The organism is Shumkonia mesophila (assembly GCF_026163695.1).
Lineage (GTDB): Bacteria > Pseudomonadota > Alphaproteobacteria > Rhodospirillales > Shumkoniaceae > Shumkonia > Shumkonia mesophila.
Genome location: NZ_JAOTID010000003.1, coordinates 28,716 through 47,380 on the forward strand (window position 1 = coordinate 28,716; position 18,665 = coordinate 47,380).

The 18,665-nt window shown below is 62.5% G+C and carries 17 protein-coding genes; 9 read left to right on the forward strand and 8 right to left on the reverse strand.

Annotated features, from left to right (window positions below):
• The first annotated feature begins 590 nt into the window (after positions 1-590).
• Positions 591-2,381, forward strand: coding sequence for a phosphoenolpyruvate hydrolase family protein (locus ODR01_RS06805; RefSeq protein WP_316976873.1), 1,791 nt, complete (start codon positions 591-593; stop codon positions 2,379-2,381).
• On the opposite strand, the gene ODR01_RS06810 is transcribed toward ODR01_RS06805, so the two are convergent.
• On the reverse strand, positions 2,357-3,076 hold the full coding sequence (locus ODR01_RS06810; protein ID WP_316976874.1) for a phosphoenolpyruvate hydrolase family protein: 720 nt from the start codon (positions 3,074-3,076) through the stop codon (positions 2,357-2,359). The genes ODR01_RS06805 and ODR01_RS06810 overlap by 25 nt on opposite strands.
• A gap of 206 nt (positions 3,077-3,282) precedes the next feature.
• On the opposite strand from ODR01_RS06810, the gene ODR01_RS06815 reads away from it, so the two are divergent.
• Genes ODR01_RS06815 through ODR01_RS06845 form a run of 7 tightly spaced genes read left to right on the forward strand, consistent with a single transcriptional unit; the run spans position 3,283 to position 10,083 of the window.
• Positions 3,283-4,146, forward strand: a complete 864-nt coding sequence (locus tag ODR01_RS06815; RefSeq protein WP_316976875.1) for a branched-chain amino acid ABC transporter permease — start codon at positions 3,283-3,285, stop codon at positions 4,144-4,146.
• On the forward strand, positions 4,143-5,195 hold the full coding sequence (locus ODR01_RS06820) for a branched-chain amino acid ABC transporter permease (RefSeq protein ID WP_316976876.1): 1,053 nt from the start codon (positions 4,143-4,145) through the stop codon (positions 5,193-5,195). The genes ODR01_RS06815 and ODR01_RS06820 overlap by 4 nt, the downstream gene beginning before the upstream one ends.
• 1 nt (position 5,196) lies before the next feature.
• Entirely contained in the window at positions 5,197-6,513 is a 1,317-nt protein-coding gene (locus tag ODR01_RS06825) for an ABC transporter substrate-binding protein (protein ID WP_316976877.1), read from the forward strand.
• 25 nt (positions 6,514-6,538) lie between these two features.
• Positions 6,539-7,303 carry an ABC transporter ATP-binding protein gene (locus ODR01_RS06830; RefSeq protein ID WP_316976878.1) on the forward strand — a complete coding sequence of 255 codons (765 nt, stop codon included), beginning with the start codon at positions 6,539-6,541 and terminating at the stop codon, positions 7,301-7,303.
• A complete protein-coding gene (locus tag ODR01_RS06835) occupies positions 7,296-8,018 on the forward strand; it encodes an ABC transporter ATP-binding protein (RefSeq protein WP_316976879.1) in 723 nt (240 codons plus the stop codon). The genes ODR01_RS06830 and ODR01_RS06835 overlap by 8 nt, the downstream gene beginning before the upstream one ends.
• A 12-nt stretch (positions 8,019-8,030) precedes the next feature.
• Positions 8,031-9,290: a Tm-1-like ATP-binding domain-containing protein gene (locus tag ODR01_RS06840; protein ID WP_316976880.1), complete on the forward strand. Its 1,260-nt coding sequence runs from the start codon at positions 8,031-8,033 to the stop codon at positions 9,288-9,290.
• Entirely contained in the window at positions 9,250-10,083 is an 834-nt protein-coding gene (locus tag ODR01_RS06845) for a phosphoenolpyruvate hydrolase family protein (RefSeq protein ID WP_316976881.1), read from the forward strand. Before ODR01_RS06840 ends, ODR01_RS06845 begins: the two co-directional genes overlap by 41 nt.
• A gap of 273 nt (positions 10,084-10,356) precedes the next feature.
• Here ODR01_RS06845 and ODR01_RS06850 read toward each other — a convergent pair whose 3' ends face one another.
• From ODR01_RS06850 to ODR01_RS06880, 7 genes are all read right to left on the reverse strand, one after another.
• Positions 10,357-11,226, reverse strand: a complete 870-nt coding sequence (locus ODR01_RS06850) for a class I fructose-bisphosphate aldolase (RefSeq protein ID WP_316976882.1) — start codon at positions 11,224-11,226, stop codon at positions 10,357-10,359.
• A 16-nt stretch (positions 11,227-11,242) separates the two neighbouring features.
• A complete protein-coding gene (locus tag ODR01_RS06855; RefSeq protein WP_316976883.1) occupies positions 11,243-12,001 on the reverse strand; it encodes a DeoR/GlpR family DNA-binding transcription regulator in 759 nt (252 codons plus the stop codon).
• A gap of 28 nt (positions 12,002-12,029) precedes the next feature.
• Positions 12,030-13,301 carry a TRAP transporter large permease gene (locus ODR01_RS06860; RefSeq protein WP_316976884.1) on the reverse strand — a complete coding sequence of 424 codons (1,272 nt, stop codon included), beginning with the start codon at positions 13,299-13,301 and terminating at the stop codon, positions 12,030-12,032.
• Entirely contained in the window at positions 13,298-13,816 is a 519-nt protein-coding gene (locus ODR01_RS06865; protein WP_316976885.1) for a TRAP transporter small permease, read from the reverse strand. The genes ODR01_RS06860 and ODR01_RS06865 overlap by 4 nt, the downstream gene beginning before the upstream one ends.
• Positions 13,817-13,919: 103 nt before the next feature.
• Complete coding sequence (locus tag ODR01_RS06870) at positions 13,920-14,927, reverse strand: TRAP transporter substrate-binding protein (RefSeq protein ID WP_316976886.1); 1,008 nt, start codon at positions 14,925-14,927, stop codon at positions 13,920-13,922.
• A gap of 124 nt (positions 14,928-15,051) precedes the next feature.
• Complete coding sequence (locus ODR01_RS06875; RefSeq protein ID WP_316976887.1) at positions 15,052-15,699, reverse strand: aspartate/glutamate racemase family protein; 648 nt, start codon at positions 15,697-15,699, stop codon at positions 15,052-15,054.
• Between the two features lie 25 nt (positions 15,700-15,724).
• The gene (locus tag ODR01_RS06880; RefSeq protein WP_316976888.1) at positions 15,725-17,119 is read right to left on the reverse strand and encodes a four-carbon acid sugar kinase family protein; all 1,395 of its coding nucleotides are present in this window, start codon (positions 17,117-17,119) and stop codon (positions 15,725-15,727) included.
• Positions 17,120-17,281: 162 nt separating this feature from the next.
• Between ODR01_RS06880 and pdxA the strand changes: the two genes are divergently transcribed.
• On the forward strand, positions 17,282-18,268 hold the full coding sequence (gene pdxA / locus ODR01_RS06885) for a 4-hydroxythreonine-4-phosphate dehydrogenase PdxA (RefSeq protein ID WP_316976889.1): 987 nt from the start codon (positions 17,282-17,284) through the stop codon (positions 18,266-18,268).
• Positions 18,269-18,665 lie beyond the last annotated feature (397 nt).

Consider the following 18,665-nt stretch of genomic DNA (forward strand, 5'->3'; position numbering starts at 1 on the left):
CATTCTCAATGGGGAACCCTGTTGGCATACCCGTTTCAACGGGACCGTGACACCACACGGCCATGGCTTGCGTTGCGGTGTGACGCCGGGATCGGACAGGGTGTACGGATTATGTCGGCTTTGAGTTGGGATGCTGCCATCCGCATGTCTCTGCAACATCGTCAGGGTGACGCAAGCGACAGCGCAGCTCTAAACCTCACCCTCTTTAAAGGCGGCTGAAATCCGGGTTTTCCGGAGTGTAACAAAAATTTCGGGACAGTTGGTTGCGAGCCCCCGCAACCAAATCAAATCGTAAAAAAAGCCCCGCAGGCGAAAGCCGTGGGGCTTCGCCTTTCGAGCCAGAAAACATCGCGCCGCTTCGCGCATTCCGTCCGTCTTGCCATCGCCGCCCGCATTGGGCATCAAGATCACTCTGGAGGAAACTTCGGTCTCACGTCACGTCTATTGGCGTGCGGCGATCGTTCCCTTACATTGATTTCCATTGCCGTCAGCGACCCGCCACCACAGCCAATACCAGCCGCTACGGGCGGGCCCCCGGTATCCGGTCGTTTTGCCGCCGTTCCTTGGCCATGCCGAGAAAGCACCCTTCGATGGGATCCGCAACCGATACGCCACGATTGAGGATCCGCAAGCATTTCGCCGAGGCGCGGGATCGCGGCGAGTTTCTGGTCGGCGCGGCGATCGGCGCCGGGATCTTCGGACAGGCGGCAGAGCAGGGCGGCGCCGACTTCGTGCTGGCGCTCAACGCCGGGCGCTTCCGCATCATGGGGGCGGCGTCGGTGGCCTGCATGCTGCCGATCCGCGATTCCAACCAGTTCGTCAAGTCGTTCGCTCCGGCGGAACTGCTGAGCCAGTGCTCGGTCCCGGTCTATTTCGGGGCCTCGACCCTGGACCCGGGCCTGTCGGTCGAGGAACTGGCCGACCAGATCGCCGAACTGGGGTTTGCCGGCGTCGTCAATTTTCCGACGGTGGCCCATTATCCGGCCCCAGTCCGGGCCGCCCTCGACGCCGTCGGGATCGGCTTTTCCAAGGAATTGGCCCTGTTTGCCGCCGCCCATGCCCGCGGCCTCAGCACTCTGGCCCACGTGCGGACCGGCGAGCAGGCGCGCGCCGCCGCTGCCTTGGGGGTCGACATCATCTGTTTCAATTTCGGCTGGAATGCCGGGGGAGCCAAGGGGTTGGCCAGCGAAATCAGCGTCGAGGAGGCGGCGGCTCATTCCCGAGAAATGTCCCGGATCGTCACCCGGGAGAACCCGGAGGCATTCTTCGTTCTCGAGGGCGGCCCCATCGAAGACCCTGACCACCTGGCGACCATCTGCCGGGTGGCGCGCATTCACGGCTACGTCGGCGGCTCGACCATCGACCGCCTGCCGCTGGCCGAGTCCGTCGCCGGCCAGACGCTGCGCTTCAAATCGGCGGCGGTTCTGGCCCGTGTGCTCAGCCACGAGGAGGGCGACCTCATCTCCTTCGGCCATCGGATCGGTCTTGCCGGCACCTCGCAGGCGATGATCCGCGTCTATGAAACGATCCGCCATTTCAGCGGCTCCAACGAATCGATGCTGGTCTCGGGGGCGCGCGGGACCGGCCGCCAGACCACCGTCGAGGCCCTGCATACCCTGTCGGGGGGCGACCCCAAGACGCTGGCCGTGATCGATGCCGGCGAGACGTCGGGCCAGCAGGTGATGATTTCCCTGTTCGGGCGCGGCGCGGTGCAGAGCGGCAGCTCGCTGACCGGCCTGGCTGCACGCGACGACATTGCCTCGATCGCCGTGCGCGGCATCGATCGCATTCCGCTTAAGATGCAGGCGCGCATCGCCGTCTATATGGAGCGCGGCCGCTTCACGCCGATCGGCGGGAGGCGTTCGCTGCAATGGGGCAAGCGCCTGCTGTTCATCGCCGACGCGCCGCTGGAGGGGCTGATTGCCGAAGGGCACATCGACCCGGGCTTGGCGCAACAGGTCGAGGGTCACGAGATTCACCTGCCATCGCTGAGGGACCGGTCCGAGGACATCGAGGAACTGCTCGACGGCGCCATCTTCCGCCTGACCGACGGCGAGCCGGCACAACGGCCCGTTCTGTCGCCCTCGGCCATGCGTCGGCTGCGGCGCCACGACTGGCCGGGCAACCTGCCCGAACTGCGGGCGTTCGCCGCCAAACTGGTGTCCCATCACGCCGGAGGACGGGTCGACGAGGAGGCTGTGCGGCGCCTGCTGTCCGGGGAGACCGAGCGGGGGCGCCGCGTTGCCTCCGAGCGCGACATCGTGCTTGACGCCCTGTGGCGCCACGGCTTCCATCGCGGCCGCACGGCCGCGTTTCTGGGGATCTCCCGGAAAACCCTCTACAACAAGATCCGGCGCTACCGCCTCACCGGGCAGCGCTGAGCGTCGCATGAGTCCTCGAGGATGCCATCGGCCCCGGCGTCGTGTGCCTGGGTTTGGGAAATTGCCATGCGGTCGGCGAACAGGACGACTGGGGTTTCGGGCGAGGCTCGCCGGCGGCCCTCCGTTACTTGGCCGCATAACGCGAGCAGGCCGTCGGGATCGAGCTTTTGGTCACGCCACAGGTCGAAGCTGGGAACGACGAACAGGCAGGCCGGGGCGAGGGCAAGCGCTACCGCGACATCGTCGATGTGGGCGATGGCGACGGAGACGGCGAAGCCGAGTCGGGCGAACTCCCCAAGCACCTTGATCTCGCGCGCCGGCCCGACATCGAGGTCGTTGAGGATCGTCCGGAAGGTGACGCCGTACTGGGTCACGCTGGGCAGGTTTGCGAGGTTCCGATAGCCCTTTTCCGCCAGCCGGTCGGCCAGCTGGTCGATGCGCAGGAACGGGTCGGCGGCGAGAATGCCGATCACCGGGCATTCGCCCGGTAGGCAATGGGGCATGCGTTCGACCGCCTGCAGAAGGTCGCCGTTATGGTCGCGGTTGGGCATCAGGCCGGATAGTTCGACGGACAGGCCGGGGGCGCGGCGAATGGCCGGCAGGACGACGTCACCGCTGCGGTACGGGCCCGGCGTGAACTGTCCGACCCCAACCTCGATCCGATTCCAGACAGCAGGAATCTGCAAATTTCCCATGCCAATTACCCAATTTTACCCAATTTCGACTTTTCTTGATCTTGGCGGGGCTGTCAAGCGGTCCTACAGTATTCCGAGAAACTAGACACAGGGAATGCGAGAACCGGAACCTCAAAAAAAAGAATTTTCCGGGACTCAGACTCACTACAGATCGCGTCGCTGAAACGTAAGTGCTGTGTGCCGGTGCCGGCCACGAAGGCGAATCCATGGATGCGCGCTATGTGATCCTGGTGCTCAATGGACTCACGCAAGGAGCGATTTTCTTCGTCCTTGGCAGTGGGCTCACCCTGGCCTTCGGACTCATGCGCATCGTCAACATGAGCCACGGCGCATTCTATCTGCTGGGCGGTTACCTGGGCCTCGCCACCCTCAGACTCACGGGCAGCTGGACGGCGGCCGTGGTGGCGGCCGGGCTTTCCATCGCGCTGCTTGGCCTCCTGCTTGAGCGGGGCATGCTGGCGCGTGTCCGGGAGGGCGGCGATCTCTCGCAGACGCTTCTTACGATCGCCCTTTCCATGATCATCGCGGACGTCGCGCTGGCCGTCTGGGGCGGACATTCACTCTCGATCCGCGCCCCTGCGGCCATCAGCATGCCCGTCACCATTTTCGGGATCACCTATCCGGGGTTCCGCTACGTCCTGATGGGCATCAGCGTGCTGATCGCCCTTCTGCTGTGGCTCATTCTCTATCGTACCCGTTTTGGCATCGCGGTGCGGGCAAGCGTGGACGATCGCGAAATCGTCAGCGCACTGGGCGTGCGCATCGACACGGTTTATTCGCTGATGTTCATGCTTTCGGCTTTCCTGGGCGGCATCGCCGGCGTTCTCGGAGGCACCTACCTTCAGCTAAGCCCTGGAGAAGATACGACGATCCTTACGTATTCGCTGGTGGTCGTGATCGTCGGCGGCCTGGGCAGCCTGATGGGCGCCGTGGTGAGCTCGCTGATTCTCGGCCAGATTCTGTCTTTCAGTCTGGCCTACGCTCCCCAGATGTCGATGTTCCTGGTGTTCGTGCCCATGGCTATCGTGCTCGCCGTTCGTCCCGAAGGTCTCTTTGGGAGGCGAGTATGACGGGAAGCGCGGTCCAACGTGACACCTTCCGGGGGGCCAAACTGATAGCGGGGGGCACTCTCATCGTTGCCCTGGTGGCGCTTCCGGCCTATGGGGACCAGTACACGCTGACCACTTTCATCCGTACGATCTATTTCGGCTTCCTGGCCTTGAGCGTTGGCTTCCTGCTGGGCCAGGGAGGGATGATCAGCCTCACGCAGACCGCCTTTTTCGGTATCAGCGGCTATGTCGTGGGACTTCTCGGTGCCGAACGCGGCCTCCCGTTCCCGATCCCCGAACTGGCCGGTCTCGGCCTCGTCGCCGCGACCGCGCTCCTCTTCGGGCTGGTCGTCATGCGCACCCACGGAATTGTGTTTCTCATGCTCACCCTGGCGCTGGGTCAGATTTGCTGGTCCTTCGCCCGCCAGAACACCAGCGTGTTGCATGGATGGGCAGGCATCCGGGGCATCCAGCCGCCTTCCGTCTTCGGTCTCGATCTGACCCAGAACGCGACGTTCTACTGGATGTCACTGGTACTTTTTGGTCTCGGGCTGCTCCTCCTTTGGCGGCTTGTCGAGTCGCCTTTCGGGCTGGCATTGAATGGAATCCGGGAAAGTCCCCGGCGCATGAGCGCGCTGGGATACCCGGTCTTCTGGCTGCGGGTGATGGCGTTCGTGATCGCCGCGCTCTATGCCGGGGTTGGTGGAATTCTTGCCGCGTGGTCTTCCGGAATCGTCACCCCGACGGCGCTCCAGCTCAGCCGGACGATCTGGATCCTGCTGGTCGTCATCCTGGGTGGCGCGCGGTATTTCTGGGGCCCGGTTCTCGGAGCCGTGATCGCGGTTTGGCTCGACGTCATCATCAGTCAGCTTACGCCCCGTTACAACACCGTGATCGGAATCGTGTTCGTGGTGGTGATCCTCGTTGCGCCGAATGGGATCCTGGGAGTGTGGGAGAAAATAAGCGCTAAACGGCGAAGATTCCGCGGGGTGGCGGAGAGCGATCACGCGGAAGCGCTTTCGACTGCGCCGAAGGTGCGGCGCAGGCTGTCAAGGGCAGAGGAGGATTAACATGATTAGTCACGACGCGATCAAGAAGACGTTCGCACCGCTCGTCGCGGCAGGCATCATCGCGACGCCCGCGGCGGCTTTCGCTGCCGACGGGACCGTTACCATCGGGATGCTCAGCGCTTTCACCGGAGCGTTCGCTTCGTTCGGACAGCTCCAGAAGGAGGGTGCCGTCTTGGCGCTGGAGCAAAGGGACTACAAGGTCGCCGGAAAGACCATCAAGATCATTTACGCGGACGACCAGCTCGACAACGAGTTGGCGGTCACCAAGGCGAAACAACTCGTCGAGCAGGATAAGGTCGATGTGATCACCGGCCTCGTTTCCGGAGACGAAGGTCTTTCGGTCGGGGCCTATATGAAAGACAAGAAGATCCCGGTGGTGCCCATGTACTCGGCCTCCGAGGATTCGACCATGCGGGAGTGGTACCCCTTTATCGTGCGGCCGACCTGGACCGGCGCGCAGCCCATGGATGTGTTCGGATATTGGCTGGCAAAGGTCAAAGGCATCAAGAAGATCTACATGATCGGGGAGGACTACTCTTACCCCTACAACCAAGCGGGTGGCTTCAAGCGCGGCTTCCTGCGGGGTGGCGGCGTCGAGGTGAAGACCGTTTGGCATGCGGTTCCCACCTCCGACTACTCCTCGATCATCGCGTCGATCCCCCTCGGTGAGAAGTATGACGCCGTCCTCTACAATGGCGCCGGGTCCGACGCCGTGGCGTTCGTCAAGCAATACGTGGAATTCGGCATGCAGAAACGGATTCCGCTGTTCGGCCAGTCCAACACTTTCGAGAAGCCGGATCTCGATTCCATGCCCCAGGAGATCGTTGGCGCATATTCGGCGCATCTGACCGCCGACGACTTGAACACGCCCAACTGGAACAAGTTCCGGGATGCGTTCAAGAAGCGCTGGAACCACAGCCCGTCGGCGGCCTCGGAGTTCGCTTACGGGTCCATGGAGCTCATCCTCCGGGCCATCGAGGCCCGCAAGGGAGACGTAGCCGACAAGGCAGCCCTGGTCGCGGCCATGCGTAGCGTGGACATGAGCGACGAACCGCGGGGACCGGTGAAGCTCGACGACTACAACGCGGCGATCGAGAACGTCTACATCCGGGAAGTGGCGCTCGGGTCGGACGGCGTCATGTACAACAAGGGCTTGTTTACGGCAAAGAACGTGAGTCAGTTCGGTCCCTATGACCCCAAGGTCTACATGAAGCAGCCGGCCGACGGCCGCACCAGTCCGCCCGATCTCCGCGCGGAGATGCCTTCTGAGATGCTTCAGGTGGCCAGGGATTACGAGTTCGTCCCGTTCGGCAAGTAGGCCGTTGCCGGAAGCAGGGTACACCATGACTCTCCCCGATCAGCAGTACGCCATCGTCACACGGCAGGTATCGAAGACCTTCGGCGGTATCAAGGCCGTCCAAGGGGTGGATATCGCCGTCGCCGTGGGCGAGCGGCGTGCTCTGATCGGGCCTAACGGTGCCGGCAAGTCGACGCTCTTCAACCTGATCACCGGAGAAATTTCGGTAGACGAGGGACAGATCCACGTTCTCGGCCGGGATGCCACCCGTTTCAGCGTGCAGCGTCGTGCCCGCCTTGGGCTTGGGCGCACCTACCAGATCTCCCAGCTTTTCCTGGAGTTGTCGGTCGAACAGAGCCTGTTCCTCGCAAGCGGCACGGGTACCGGATTCGGCCTGAGCCTGCTTAGCGGGTGGCGGGATCGGCCCGGGGAGCGGGCCTGGAATCGCGAAGTGGCCGAGCGGGTCGGCCTTGCGGATCATCTGTTCCGTCGTGTGGGAGAGTTGTCACACGGGCTTCAGCGCCAACTCGAACTCGGCATGGCACTCGCAATGCGACCGCGCCTGGTGATGCTCGACGAACCCGCGGCGGGCCTTTCGCCGGCCGAGCGCCAGACACTGGTCGTGCTCATCCAGGCAATGGCACCCGACATCACGCTCATCCTCATCGAGCACGACATGGACATCGTCATGCAGCTGGCGCAGCGCATTACCGTGCTGCATCGGGGTGTCGTGGTTACCGAAGGAACGCCCGGCGAGATCCAGAAGAATTCGATGGTGCAGCGCATCTACCTGGGGGAGGCACATGTCTGACTCCTCGATTCCCGAGCCAGTCCTCGTTCTCGAGAATCTCCACGCGTCTTATGGAGACAGTCATGTGCTTCAGGGCTGTTCGCTCTCGGTCGGGCACGAGTGCGTCACCGTCCTGGGACGGAACGGCATGGGCAAGACCACGCTGCTTCGCGCGATCATGGGACTCACGGCGCCGAAATCCGGCCGTATCGTGTTGAACGGCGAGGACCTGGCGGGCCTCAAGCCCTTTCAGATCGCGGCACACGGCATTGGCTACGTCCCACAGGGGCGGCGCCTGTTTCCATCCCTCTCCGTGCAGGAACATCTCGTCCTGACCTATGCCTCGACGCATCGGCCGAACGAATGGACGCCGAACCGCGTGTTTGAACTCTTTCCCGAACTCTGGGATCGGCGACACGTCAGCGGAACGCGCCTGAGCGGGGGCGAACAGCAGATGCTGGCGATCGGGCGGGCCCTCGTCACCAACCCGCGGGTTCTGCTTCTCGACGAGCCATCGGAAGGGCTGTCGCCGGTGGCCAACGAACGCGTGATCGAAACCTGCAGGGCGCTCCAGCGCGAGGGGCTCGCGATCCTCCTCGTCGAGCAGAATATCCGTGTCGCGGAAGCGCTCGCGAACCGCATCTACGTGATCTTGAGCGGCAAGACCGTTTACGAGTCGCCCGCCCAAGCTTTCCTGGAGGACTTGGCACTCCGGCAGAAGTACCTCGGGGTGTAAAGGAGGGAATCCATGAAAACAGTGGCGATAGTGGGGACGCTCGATACGAAGGGTGCGGAATTCGCCTTCCTGAAATCGGAAATCGAGCGGCATGGCTGCAAGACCCTGGTGTTCGACGCCGGCGTATCGGGAACGCCAGCGTTTCCTCCCGACGTCGACGCCGCAGAAATTTGCTCCGAGGGGAAGGATTCGCTTCCCGCATTGCATCACCTCGATCGCGGTACGGCCCTCGACGCCATGGCGCGGATGCTTCCGGCGGTGGTGAAGCGCTACTTCGACGAGGGGCGGTTCGACGGCATCGTTTCCATGGGTGGCGGCGGCGGAACCGCGCTCGGTACCAGTGCGATGCGGGCGCTACCCATCGGCGTCCCGAAAGTCATGGTTTCGACCATCGCGTCGGCCGACACCAGTCCATACGTCGGCACCAGCGACATCATCATGATGCCGTCCATCGTGGATGTTGCCGGGCTCAACCGCATCAGCAGGACGATCTTCGCGAATGCGGCGGCCGCGATCTGCGGCATGGTGAAGGGGCGGCTGGAGAGCCCGCCCCAAGCCGGCGACCGTCCCCTCATAGCGGCATCGATGTTCGGCAACACAACGCGTGCGGTCGACCACGCCAGGGGCCTGCTGGAGGCAAGGGGTTTCGAGGTGCTGGTCTTTCACGCCACCGGGACGGGGGGGCGCACCATGGAGCGGCTGATCGGGGAAGGATACTTCGCCGGCGTCCTTGATCTCACCACCACGGAGTGGGCGGACGAGATATGCGGCGGGGCCTTGAGCGCCGGTCCGACCCGCCTGGAGGCGGCCGGACGGGCGGGAATACCCCAGGTGGTCACACCCGCGTGCATCGACATGTGCAATTTCTGGGCGCCGGAAACCGTGCCGGCCCGCTATGCCGGACGGACACTCCATCACTGGAATCCCAACGTCACACTGATGCGCACGACCCCGGAGGAGAACGCGAGCATGGGGCGGATTTTCGCTGAAAAGCTCTCTGCCGCCCGCGGTCCCGTGGTCGTCCTCGTGCCGTTGAAGGGGTTTTCGGAATTGGATGCTCCGGGCAAGCCGTTCTGGTGGCCGGAGGCGGATCGGGCTTTCGTCGACGCGCTGCGCGCCGATCTCCGCCCGGACATCCCGGTTTTGCCCATGGATTACAACGTCAACGATGCGGAATTCTCGGAAGAGGCGGCGAATACGCTGCTGCGGATGATGGAAAAGGGGAAACAAAATGGCCATCACACGAACGGAAATCCTGCGGAAACTGCGTGAGCAGACCGAGGCAGGGATACCCATCGTCGGGGGCGGTGCCGGGACCGGCATCTCGGCCAAGTGCGAGGAGGCGGGGGGCATCGATCTGCTCGTCATCTACAATACCGGCCGCTACCGCATGGCGGGGAGAGTCTCGATCACCGGTCTATTCGCCTACGGCGATGCCAACCAGATCGTCCTCGAGATGGCGGGCGAGGTGCTTCCCGTCGTCAGGCACACGCCCGTGTTGGCCGGCGTGAACGCGACCGATCCTTTCCGGTTGATGCCGGTGTTTCTTCGCGAGGTGAAGGAACGGGGATTCTCGGGGGTCCAGAACTTCCCGACCGTCGGGCTGTTCGACGGCAAAATGCGGGCCAACATGGAGGCGACCGGACTCGGCTACGCGAAAGAGGTGGAGATGATCCGCCTCGCCAACGAGATGGACCTCCTTACGACCCCTTACGTCTTCAACGAGGACGAGGCGCAGGCCATGGCCAAGGCCGGCGCCGACATCATCGTGGCCCATGTCGGGTTGACGACCGGGGGGACGATCGGTGCGGCCGACGCGTTCTCCTTGGACGAAGCGATCGACACCACGCTTCGGATCGCTGCCGCGGCCCGCAAGATCCGTCCGGACCTGCTGGTGATCTGCCACGGCGGGCCCTTCGACGAACCGGAGAACGTGGCGGAGGCGATGCAGCGCATGCCAGGCATCAACGGCTTCTATGGGGCCTCGAGCATGGAGCGACTTCCGGTGGAGCGGGCCATCACCGAGCAAGTGTCGAAGTTCAAGAAAATAAAGTTGAAGCACTGAAAGGAAAGCGCGTTTCGGGCACCCGTCGCTGCCAGAGCCCTCACGCTCACGCAGTGCCTATCCCGGACCGAACAAGTTCACGTACTCAGAGAACGGCGGAACTCCAGGCTTTCGGAAGGGCGGGAATAGTTTCGGGACAGTTGGTTGCGTGCCCTCGCAACCAGATTTGATTCCAAAAGGCCCTCCGGCGAAAACCGCGAGGGCCTTTCGCTTGCCGAGCAAAGCTCAAGGATGCCGGCGAGGTCGCCCTCGAGCTCGGCCTCGAACGCGCCATCACCCGTCGCTCGCTTCGCAACCCGCGTCGGTGACGATGCCTGCGGTTGCCATCGCTTCATCGACCGAAGCGCCATCGTGGATAATCGCGCGGGTCGCGCGCATAACCGCCATCGGATTCGTTGCCTGGATGATGGAGCGGCCAAAGAGAACGCCGGCACCGCCGCCCGCGATGATCTGGGCGACAGTTTCCAGCGTCCCGCGGTCCGATCCGCCGTTGGGACCCCCGGCAAGCATGACCGGAATGGGCAGACTGCCGGCGATCCGGCGGAGTGCTTCCGCCGATCCGGGCCAGTCTGTTTTGAGGATATCCGCCCCCAATTCCATGCCGATCCGCGTGTGCGCCGCAACGAGATCGGGGTCCGCGATGTCGGGACAGCGCGCGCCGCGCGCGCCCATGGTCTCGATGATGTGGACCATTCCGGCCCGATGCGCGGCCGCGTTGACCTTCGCGCAATCTTCGAACGCACGGTCTTCGAGCTGGGGATCGTTGTGTCCGACGAACAGATAGGTGATGACCGCATCGGCGCCGAGCGCGACCGCGTCCTCGACCGAGGCGATCAAACGGGTATGGCCGTCGGGATAAGCCAAGCCCCCCTCTCGCCACATCGTCGTGTGGTCCAGACGCAGAATGAGGGCCGGCCCGTTGGCGCGCACGATCCGCGCGCCGTATCGAATCGCCGTGCCGACGGACAGGATGACCGCATCGACGCCCGCTTCGACGATCTGATCGAGCGTTTCTTCCGGATGTTCCACGCCGGGACAGTTTCCCAAGTGCAAGCCATGGTCGAGCGCGACGCCAAAGCCGCGTCCGGTCATCGGGTCCACGATCCGCGACATCCGCCTTTGTTTTCCGATCATCCCGTGCATGGGAGATGCTCTCCTCTTATATCGTTTCGAAGTGAATACCGGCTTGCTGGAGCCGGCTGACGATCGTTTCGTCGATCGGCCCCTTGATGAAAACATGGTCGAATTCGGCCAGTTCGGCGTAATGGTTCAATGCCCGGATCGAGAACTTGTTGGCCGTCACCAGCAACACCCTGCGTTCCGCCGAATCCATGATGGCGCGCTTGACCCGGATGACTTCCTGTTCCTGATGGTAAAGCGAGGTTCCGATGACCGAAGACGAGGACAGGAATGCCCAATCCGCCCGCAGTTTGCCGAACGAGTGTTCGCAGATCAGGCCGTAGAATGCCTTTTGTTTGGCGTTGTAGAGCCCACCCGGAGCAAGCATCCGGATGTTCGGAAGGTCGCGGACCCTCTCCTGGACGGCCAAGGAATTGGAGATCACCGTCAGGGCTTCCATGCCGGAAAGAGCATCCGCCAGCGGTAGCGTCGTCGTGCTCTCGTCGATCATCACAACGCTGCCTGGCTCCACCAGCTTGGCCGCAGCCTTGGCGAGCGCCTGCTTGTCTTCTGCCGCGACCTGAATGCGATAGTGAAAATTGCTCTCGAACAGCAGCGAACTCTCCGCCGTTGCCATGCCCCGTTCCTTGCGCAGCAGGCCCTGTTGCTCCAACAGGTCGAGGTCGCGGTGTACGGTCATTCGGCTGACGTCTAGCCGTTCGGCCAGGGAATCGATCTGCACCGATCCCTCGCGCATGACGATGGCAACGATTTCCTGCCTTCGCCCGTCCGGAGTCATGGGATTTCCTTTCCGCGCCACATAACCGTTAGAGCACAACGTTCGGCAGCCACGTGGTAATGGCCGGCACCATGGTGACCACAACAAGCGACAACAGAAGCGGGATCAGGAACGGCAGGCTGCCGCGCAACACGCGTTCCACCGGCATATCGGCGACCACGGCGACCATGTACAGACTCATGCCCACGGGCGGCGTCAGCAAGCCGATCATCAGATTGAGCACGACGACGACGCCCAACTGAATGGGATCGACGCCGACCATGGCCAGCGCGGGCGCCAGGATCGGCGCCAGGATAAGAATCGCGGCGATCGATTCCATGACCATGCCGATCACCAGCAAAGCAATGTTGACGATGGCCAGCAGGACGAGTGGGTTTGCGCTGACCGAGAGGAGAAGTTCGCTGACCTTGATCGGTACCTGTTCGATCGTAAACACCCAGGCGAAAATCGCCGCGCAACCGACGATGAACAGGACGCTCGCCGTCGCCAGAACCGTCTTGCGGGCGGCTTCGATCAAGTTCGCCCAGTCGAGCTTGCGATAGACGACCCGGCCGAGGAACGCGCCGTAAAGCGCTGTGATGGCCGCAACCTCGGTCGGACCGAACAAGCCGCTGATAAGCCCACCGATGAGGATGATTGGCGCCAGGAGCGCGGGAAATGCGATTTTGGCGACTTGCCACCGGCTTTCGCCCAGATTTTCGGCGCGCGGCAAGCCCCGGAATCTCGCCATCAAGGCGACTTCCAGCATCAGGAACGCGGCAATGACAAGCGCCGGGACGACACCTGCAATCAACAACTTGATCGAGGAAACCTCGGCCGCCGTCGCGTAAATGATCAACGGGATGCTGGGCGGGAAGATCGGCCCAATCGTTGCCGCGGCCATGGTGATTCCTGACGAAAATTCGTCCCGGTAACCTTGCTCGCGCATCATGCGGATCTGCACGGCTCCCAGGCCACCGATATCGGCAAGCGCGGCCCCTGAGATGCCGGAAAAAATCAAATTGGCCAAGATGGTGACATAACCGAGCCCGCCGCGGATTTTGCCAACCAGGATTTTGGTGAAATTGAAAATATGAGTGGTGATGCCCGATGCATCGAACAGATTGGCCGCGAAAATGAAGAGCGGAACCGCAAGCAAGGAGTCGGAATCCAGGGCATTGACGATCCGTTGGGCGATAACCGAAAAGGGCAGGTCGCCGACGACGATGACCAGGGCCGCCGCCAACCCCATGGCCGCACCAATGGGCACGCCGACGATGATGAAGGCGATGAAAAGCACCATGGATACTAGGCTGATCATCGGGCTTCTCCGTCCCTGACGGATTTGATGCGCCGCACGCAGTCGATGGTTTGTTCCGCCGCGGCGATCCAGAAAAACAGGATTCCCAACAGCGCCGGAAGATAGAAAACAATATTGGGCATGCCGATTGCCGGCGTCACGAAACTCCAGGCATGCGACATGAACATGTACGCGCTTATCATGAAGGCCAGACAGAAAAGATTGACGGCAATGCTTGCGAGCAATTCCGCGATGGCTTGCATTACCGGCGGCATCATTTCGACGAACAGGGTGACGCGAACCTGCATATTGCGCCGAACCAGGACGGGAGCCGTCAGAAAGACGATTCCCAACCCGCAGTAGCGCGACAGTTCATCGGCCCAGGTCAGGCCCAAAGAGAAAAAATTGCGGGCCCCGACCTGAATGACCAGAAGCAGGGTTAAGATCAGCAAAAGCCGGATCGCGACCCACTCCAGGGCATCGCACGCTCTTCCGAAGCCGCCGAAAAGAGACGAGACACCAGGTTCGTCGGACATAGGAGATTTCCCTTTTGGTTTTCGGTTCCGCCCCATTCTTGATGGGGCGATGCGGGACCCGGCCGGCTTCCGATGGCGGGCCGGGTCCCGGGGATACGAACCCTTACTTGATGGCTTCGATCATCTTGTAGAGATCGCCATACTTGTCGGCTAGGCGCTCCTGGACGACCTTGCGTACGCTGGCCTTGAATGCGGCCAGCTTCAGCCCTTCGGCTTCGCCGATGACCGTGACACCGGCCTTCTTCATGATTTCCAGGTCTTCCTTTTCGGCCTGGAGTTCCATCTTCGTGGCCTTGACGCGCACTTCGTTGGCGACCGCCGCCATAATGTCGCGCGATTTCGGATCCAGGCCCTCCCAGAACTTGTTGTTGATGACCACGATCTCGGCACCCATGATGTGGCCGGTCAGCATGATATGCGACTGGACCTCGTAGATCTTGCTGGCATAGATCGTTTCAATCGGGTTTTCCTGTCCGGATACCACGCCCGTGGCCAGGGCCGTTGGCAGTTCCGAGAAATTGACGGGAACCGGGATCGCCCCCAACCCGGCGACGGTGCTCATGTAGATGGGAAAGGGAATGGCCCGGATTTTCGTGCCCGCCAGGCTTTCCGGTGAGGGGAAGGCCTTGTTGGCGGTCAACTGGCGTGTTCCGAAATAAAAGGCATAGAGGACGCGCGTTCCGGCGGCTTTGATGAGTCCCTCGTTGAGGGTCTTCATAACCGGAGAGTCGACGTCCACGACCTTCATCAGGTGATCGACGTCGCGGTAGAGATAGGGCGTGTCGAGCGCGGCAAACGGGGCATAAAGGGACCCGATCCCGGCCGCCGTGTTGTGCGACATGGTGATCGACCCCATGGACACGCCTTCCGCCTGTTCCTGCAGCTTGCCGAGCTGGGAGGAGGGATACACGGTCATTTTCATGGCACCGTTCGTCCGTTCCGCCAACAGGTCGGCGAACATCTGGGCCTGTTCGCCGGCGACGCTTCCCGGCGCATTCATATGACCGTAGCGCATCTTCGTGGTATCGGCGGCAAGGCCGTCGCCCATCGTTCCTGCCGTAACGGCGCCAACAGCCGCCGCCAAAGCCATCGTCCGTAAGCTGCTCTTCATCAGCGTGAACTCCCTTGGTTGTCGGTTTGAGACTTCTTGGTCTTTCGTGGTCGCGAATGCGGCTTGTGGCGAGTGCGATCAGCCGTTCTTTATCTGCCGCGAGAAAGGTATGGGTTCCTGCCGTTCACAGGTAGTTGGCCAACGATTCGACGCAGAGATGCGGGCTCGCCAGAACCGGTACGGCGAGCCTCTTTTCCAGATCCGGTTGCAGGTGGGCCATCGAGGCCTGTGCCAGGATCACAACATCGCAGGACGTGGCGAGATCCTCGGCCGTTTTGGTCACGATGGCATCGTGCGTTTCGCGGTCGCCCTTGACGATGGCGTCGAATGCCGCGCCCTGGAGCCGGTGCTCGATTTCGATTGTCCGGCCCAGTCGCTCGGCGTGCTCGCGGATCAGTCCGGTGCTCGGGCCGACCGTGCTGCTTGTGGTACATACCACGCCGATCTTGCGCCCAAGGCCGACCGCCTTTTCGGCCATCGCGTCGTCGATCTTGATGATGGGGATGGAGACCATCTGGCGCGCCACGTTGACGGCCGGCGACGTCGATGAACAGGTAAACACCAGAAGATCGGCCCCGGCGCTCTCGGCGAGGGCCGCATGGGTGGCGATGCGGCGCACGATTCCCGGCGATTCTCCATTGGCGAGCAGATCCTGGATCAGGCTTTCATCGACCATATGAAACGTCGAAAGGTCGGAATAGCGCTCGCCGATCAACTTCTTGAATAGATCGACCAGGAACGAACCCGTGTGCAAAAAAGCCACTCTTTTCATCCGATGTTTCCCTTTTCTCGCCGTCTTATCCCTTGTCTTCCACGTGCCCCCGGAGCACGTGGCCAAAAAATTCCGGGTCGCCAACCTGTCCTCCCTTGAGGACGATTTCGAGGCGGTTGACGACGGGGTCGGCTGCATGCACGCAACAAAGGGGAGCGCCCGGCACCAGGGATGCCGCGACTTCCAGCGCCTCGATGCCGAGCGCCTGGGCGGCATAACTGGAACTGTCGCCGCCCGCCAACACCACGCGGCGAACTCCGCTTTTGGCAACGACAGCGCGCAGAATCCGTCCGCAGATTCCGCCAAGAACGGCCGCGCTTTCGGCATCGCCAAGGCCGCGCTTCCTCAGCGCCTCTCGCGTCTGGTCGATCCTTGGATCTTCCCGGCCTCGTGCCGTATGCAGGATGACGCCAACATGCGTTTCCAGCGCCGAGACCGCCGCGTCCGTCATCTCGCCCATGAACGCGGGGTTTTCCTCGCTTTCGACGGCCTTGACGGTGTCCATCCCCAGTAAGACGTATCCGTTGGCTTCGGCCCACCGGATCTGCGCCTCGGTGACCGGCGAACAACTGCCGCAGACCGCCGCCAGTTTCTCTGCGGGGCGCGTGGGGCCCGGCGGCTTCAGAAGCGGCAACAGGCCGGCTTGGGTCAGGTGTTCGGTCAAGGCGTATTCGACGCCGGACGATCCGACCAGGAACGTCGGCCGCTTCGCCCCCCGGCCCGCGATCAGGCGTCCGGCAACGCGTGTGGTCGCCTCGTCGAAGGTATCGAGAACGACAAGGTCGGCTTCTTCCGCCATGACGCGGTCGAGCGCCGCATCTGCATCCCCGGTGCGCATTTTCAGGAAATCGAAACCGACGATCCGGCGGCTGGTCTGGCGGGCGAGATGCAGGCGCAAATCGCCTTCGGTCATCGGCGTTACGGGATGGCGGCTCATCGTCGGGTGGCGGTCGATCCGGAAGATTTCCCGGTCGCCCGAAAACGAAGCGGCGGCGAACAGGTTTGAAAACACCACGAATCTTTTATGCTTGGGGACCCCCACCAGGACCAGGACGGCGCCGCCGAAGACATCCCCGCCGATTTCCGCCGCCCGGCCGATGCTGCCGACGGTCGGCGCCGAATCGAACGTTGAACAGGTCTTGTAATGGCAGAGCGGTGCGCCGAGATCGCGAAGACGGCGGAAAACACTAGGCAATTCCCGATCCATCCAATCGGGCGTGCGGCTGCGGCTGGTCCCGGCGACACCCACCGCGGCGACGCCGGGGTAGCGCGCGATTTGTTCCTCGTCAGGCGGCGAGAGGAATAAAACGGCCGGCACACCGGCCATCGCGAGGCCTTCCATGGCATCGGTCGACCCGGTGAAATCGTCTCCGTAGAATGTCAGCAGCAGGCGGCTCTCGCCACCGAAGCTTAATCCCATGATCAGCCATCCCGGGCCATTTCAGCCCCGTTCTTCTTCACTTTCCCATCCGGATATATCATGATTGACGGTAGATATAACACATATTTTTTTATTTTTCGTGATACATAACATGTTTAGTGATATGTTTCGTGTCGTCTAAATCTGGGAGGACAGCGCGCCATGGGCACGAGAAACATGCTCGGTATCACGATGGGCGATCCCGCCGGGATCGGGCCGGAGGTTATCTGCAAGGCTCTGTCCGCGATGTCGACAGAGGATCGGGCGGCGACCATCGTGATAGGCGACCCGCATTACATGCGTCGGGCTGCCGCGCTGGTGGGGGCGGACGTGGCATTCGTCGAAAAAGGAGACGCCGTTCCCTTGGGCAAGGTTCGTCTGGAAGCGGTTCCGTCGGAAAACCGCGACGCCATCCGCGACGGCATCCAGTCGGGTGCTGCGGGGGAAGCCGCCTTTCAGTGTGTCAAGCGCGGCGTGGAGATGGCCCTGAGGGGAGACATCGATGTCATCGTGACCGCATCCCTGAACAAGGCGGCGCTACGCGAGGCGGGTTATCCCTATAACGGACATACCGGGGCGCTTGCCCACCTGTGCGGCGTGGATACGTCCTATGCCGTTCTTGCCTGCCCCCAGTTCTCCGTAATTCACGTGACCACCCATGTTTCGCTCTCCAAGGCCGCCGAACTGTGCCGGGTCGAAAGAATTCTGCGCACCATCCGCGCTGGCCACGACCACGTGCTCAGCACCGGCATTGGAAACCCCCGGATCGCGGTTTCGGCGCTTAATCCCCACGCCGGAGAGGGTGGGATGTTCGGCACCGAGGACGACGCATTCGTCGTGCCGGCGGTCGCGGCGGCGCGCGACGAGGGGATGGACGTTACCGGCCCCGTTCCCGGCGATGTGGTTTTTTCCCAGGCGGTCGATGGCAAGTACGATCTCGTTGTCGCCCAGTTCCACGATCAGGGGCATATCCCGGCAAAATTGCTGGGACGCCACGAAACGGTGAACGTGACGGCCGGCCTGCCGATCCTGCGGACATCCGTCGATCATGGCACGGCCTTTGACATCGCTTGGAAAGGCGTGGCAGACCCGCAAAACATGCAGGCTGCCATTCGCATGGCCCGGACTATGCGGCCGGTCAAGAAATAGACATGGCGGCCAGGGATCAACCTTGGCCCTAATCCCCCAAGCATTCTCATAGGAACCTACGAGTGGGTCGTGGCGGGCACGGATGCCGCTGCGGCGGTACTCGAGTTCGCACGGCCTTGACCCGTCTTCGACCTCTCCGCCGCCGCATGGCGGACGAACCGGCCCCAGGCCAACAAGCCTGGAGCGGGACCAGGAGGATGAGCCGCGTCCTTTTGGTGGCCGCTTTCACGTGCTATACACAAGGCAGCGAGAATCATCGTCATGAGTTTGCCAAGCTTCGCCGCCGGAGCGAAGGCTGTGATGTTCCCGACCGTGCTACGCCGCCGCGGCGGGCTCCGGCCCGATTCTGGTTTGTGCAACAACGCCGTGTCATCCGGGATAGCCCCAAAGGTCGACC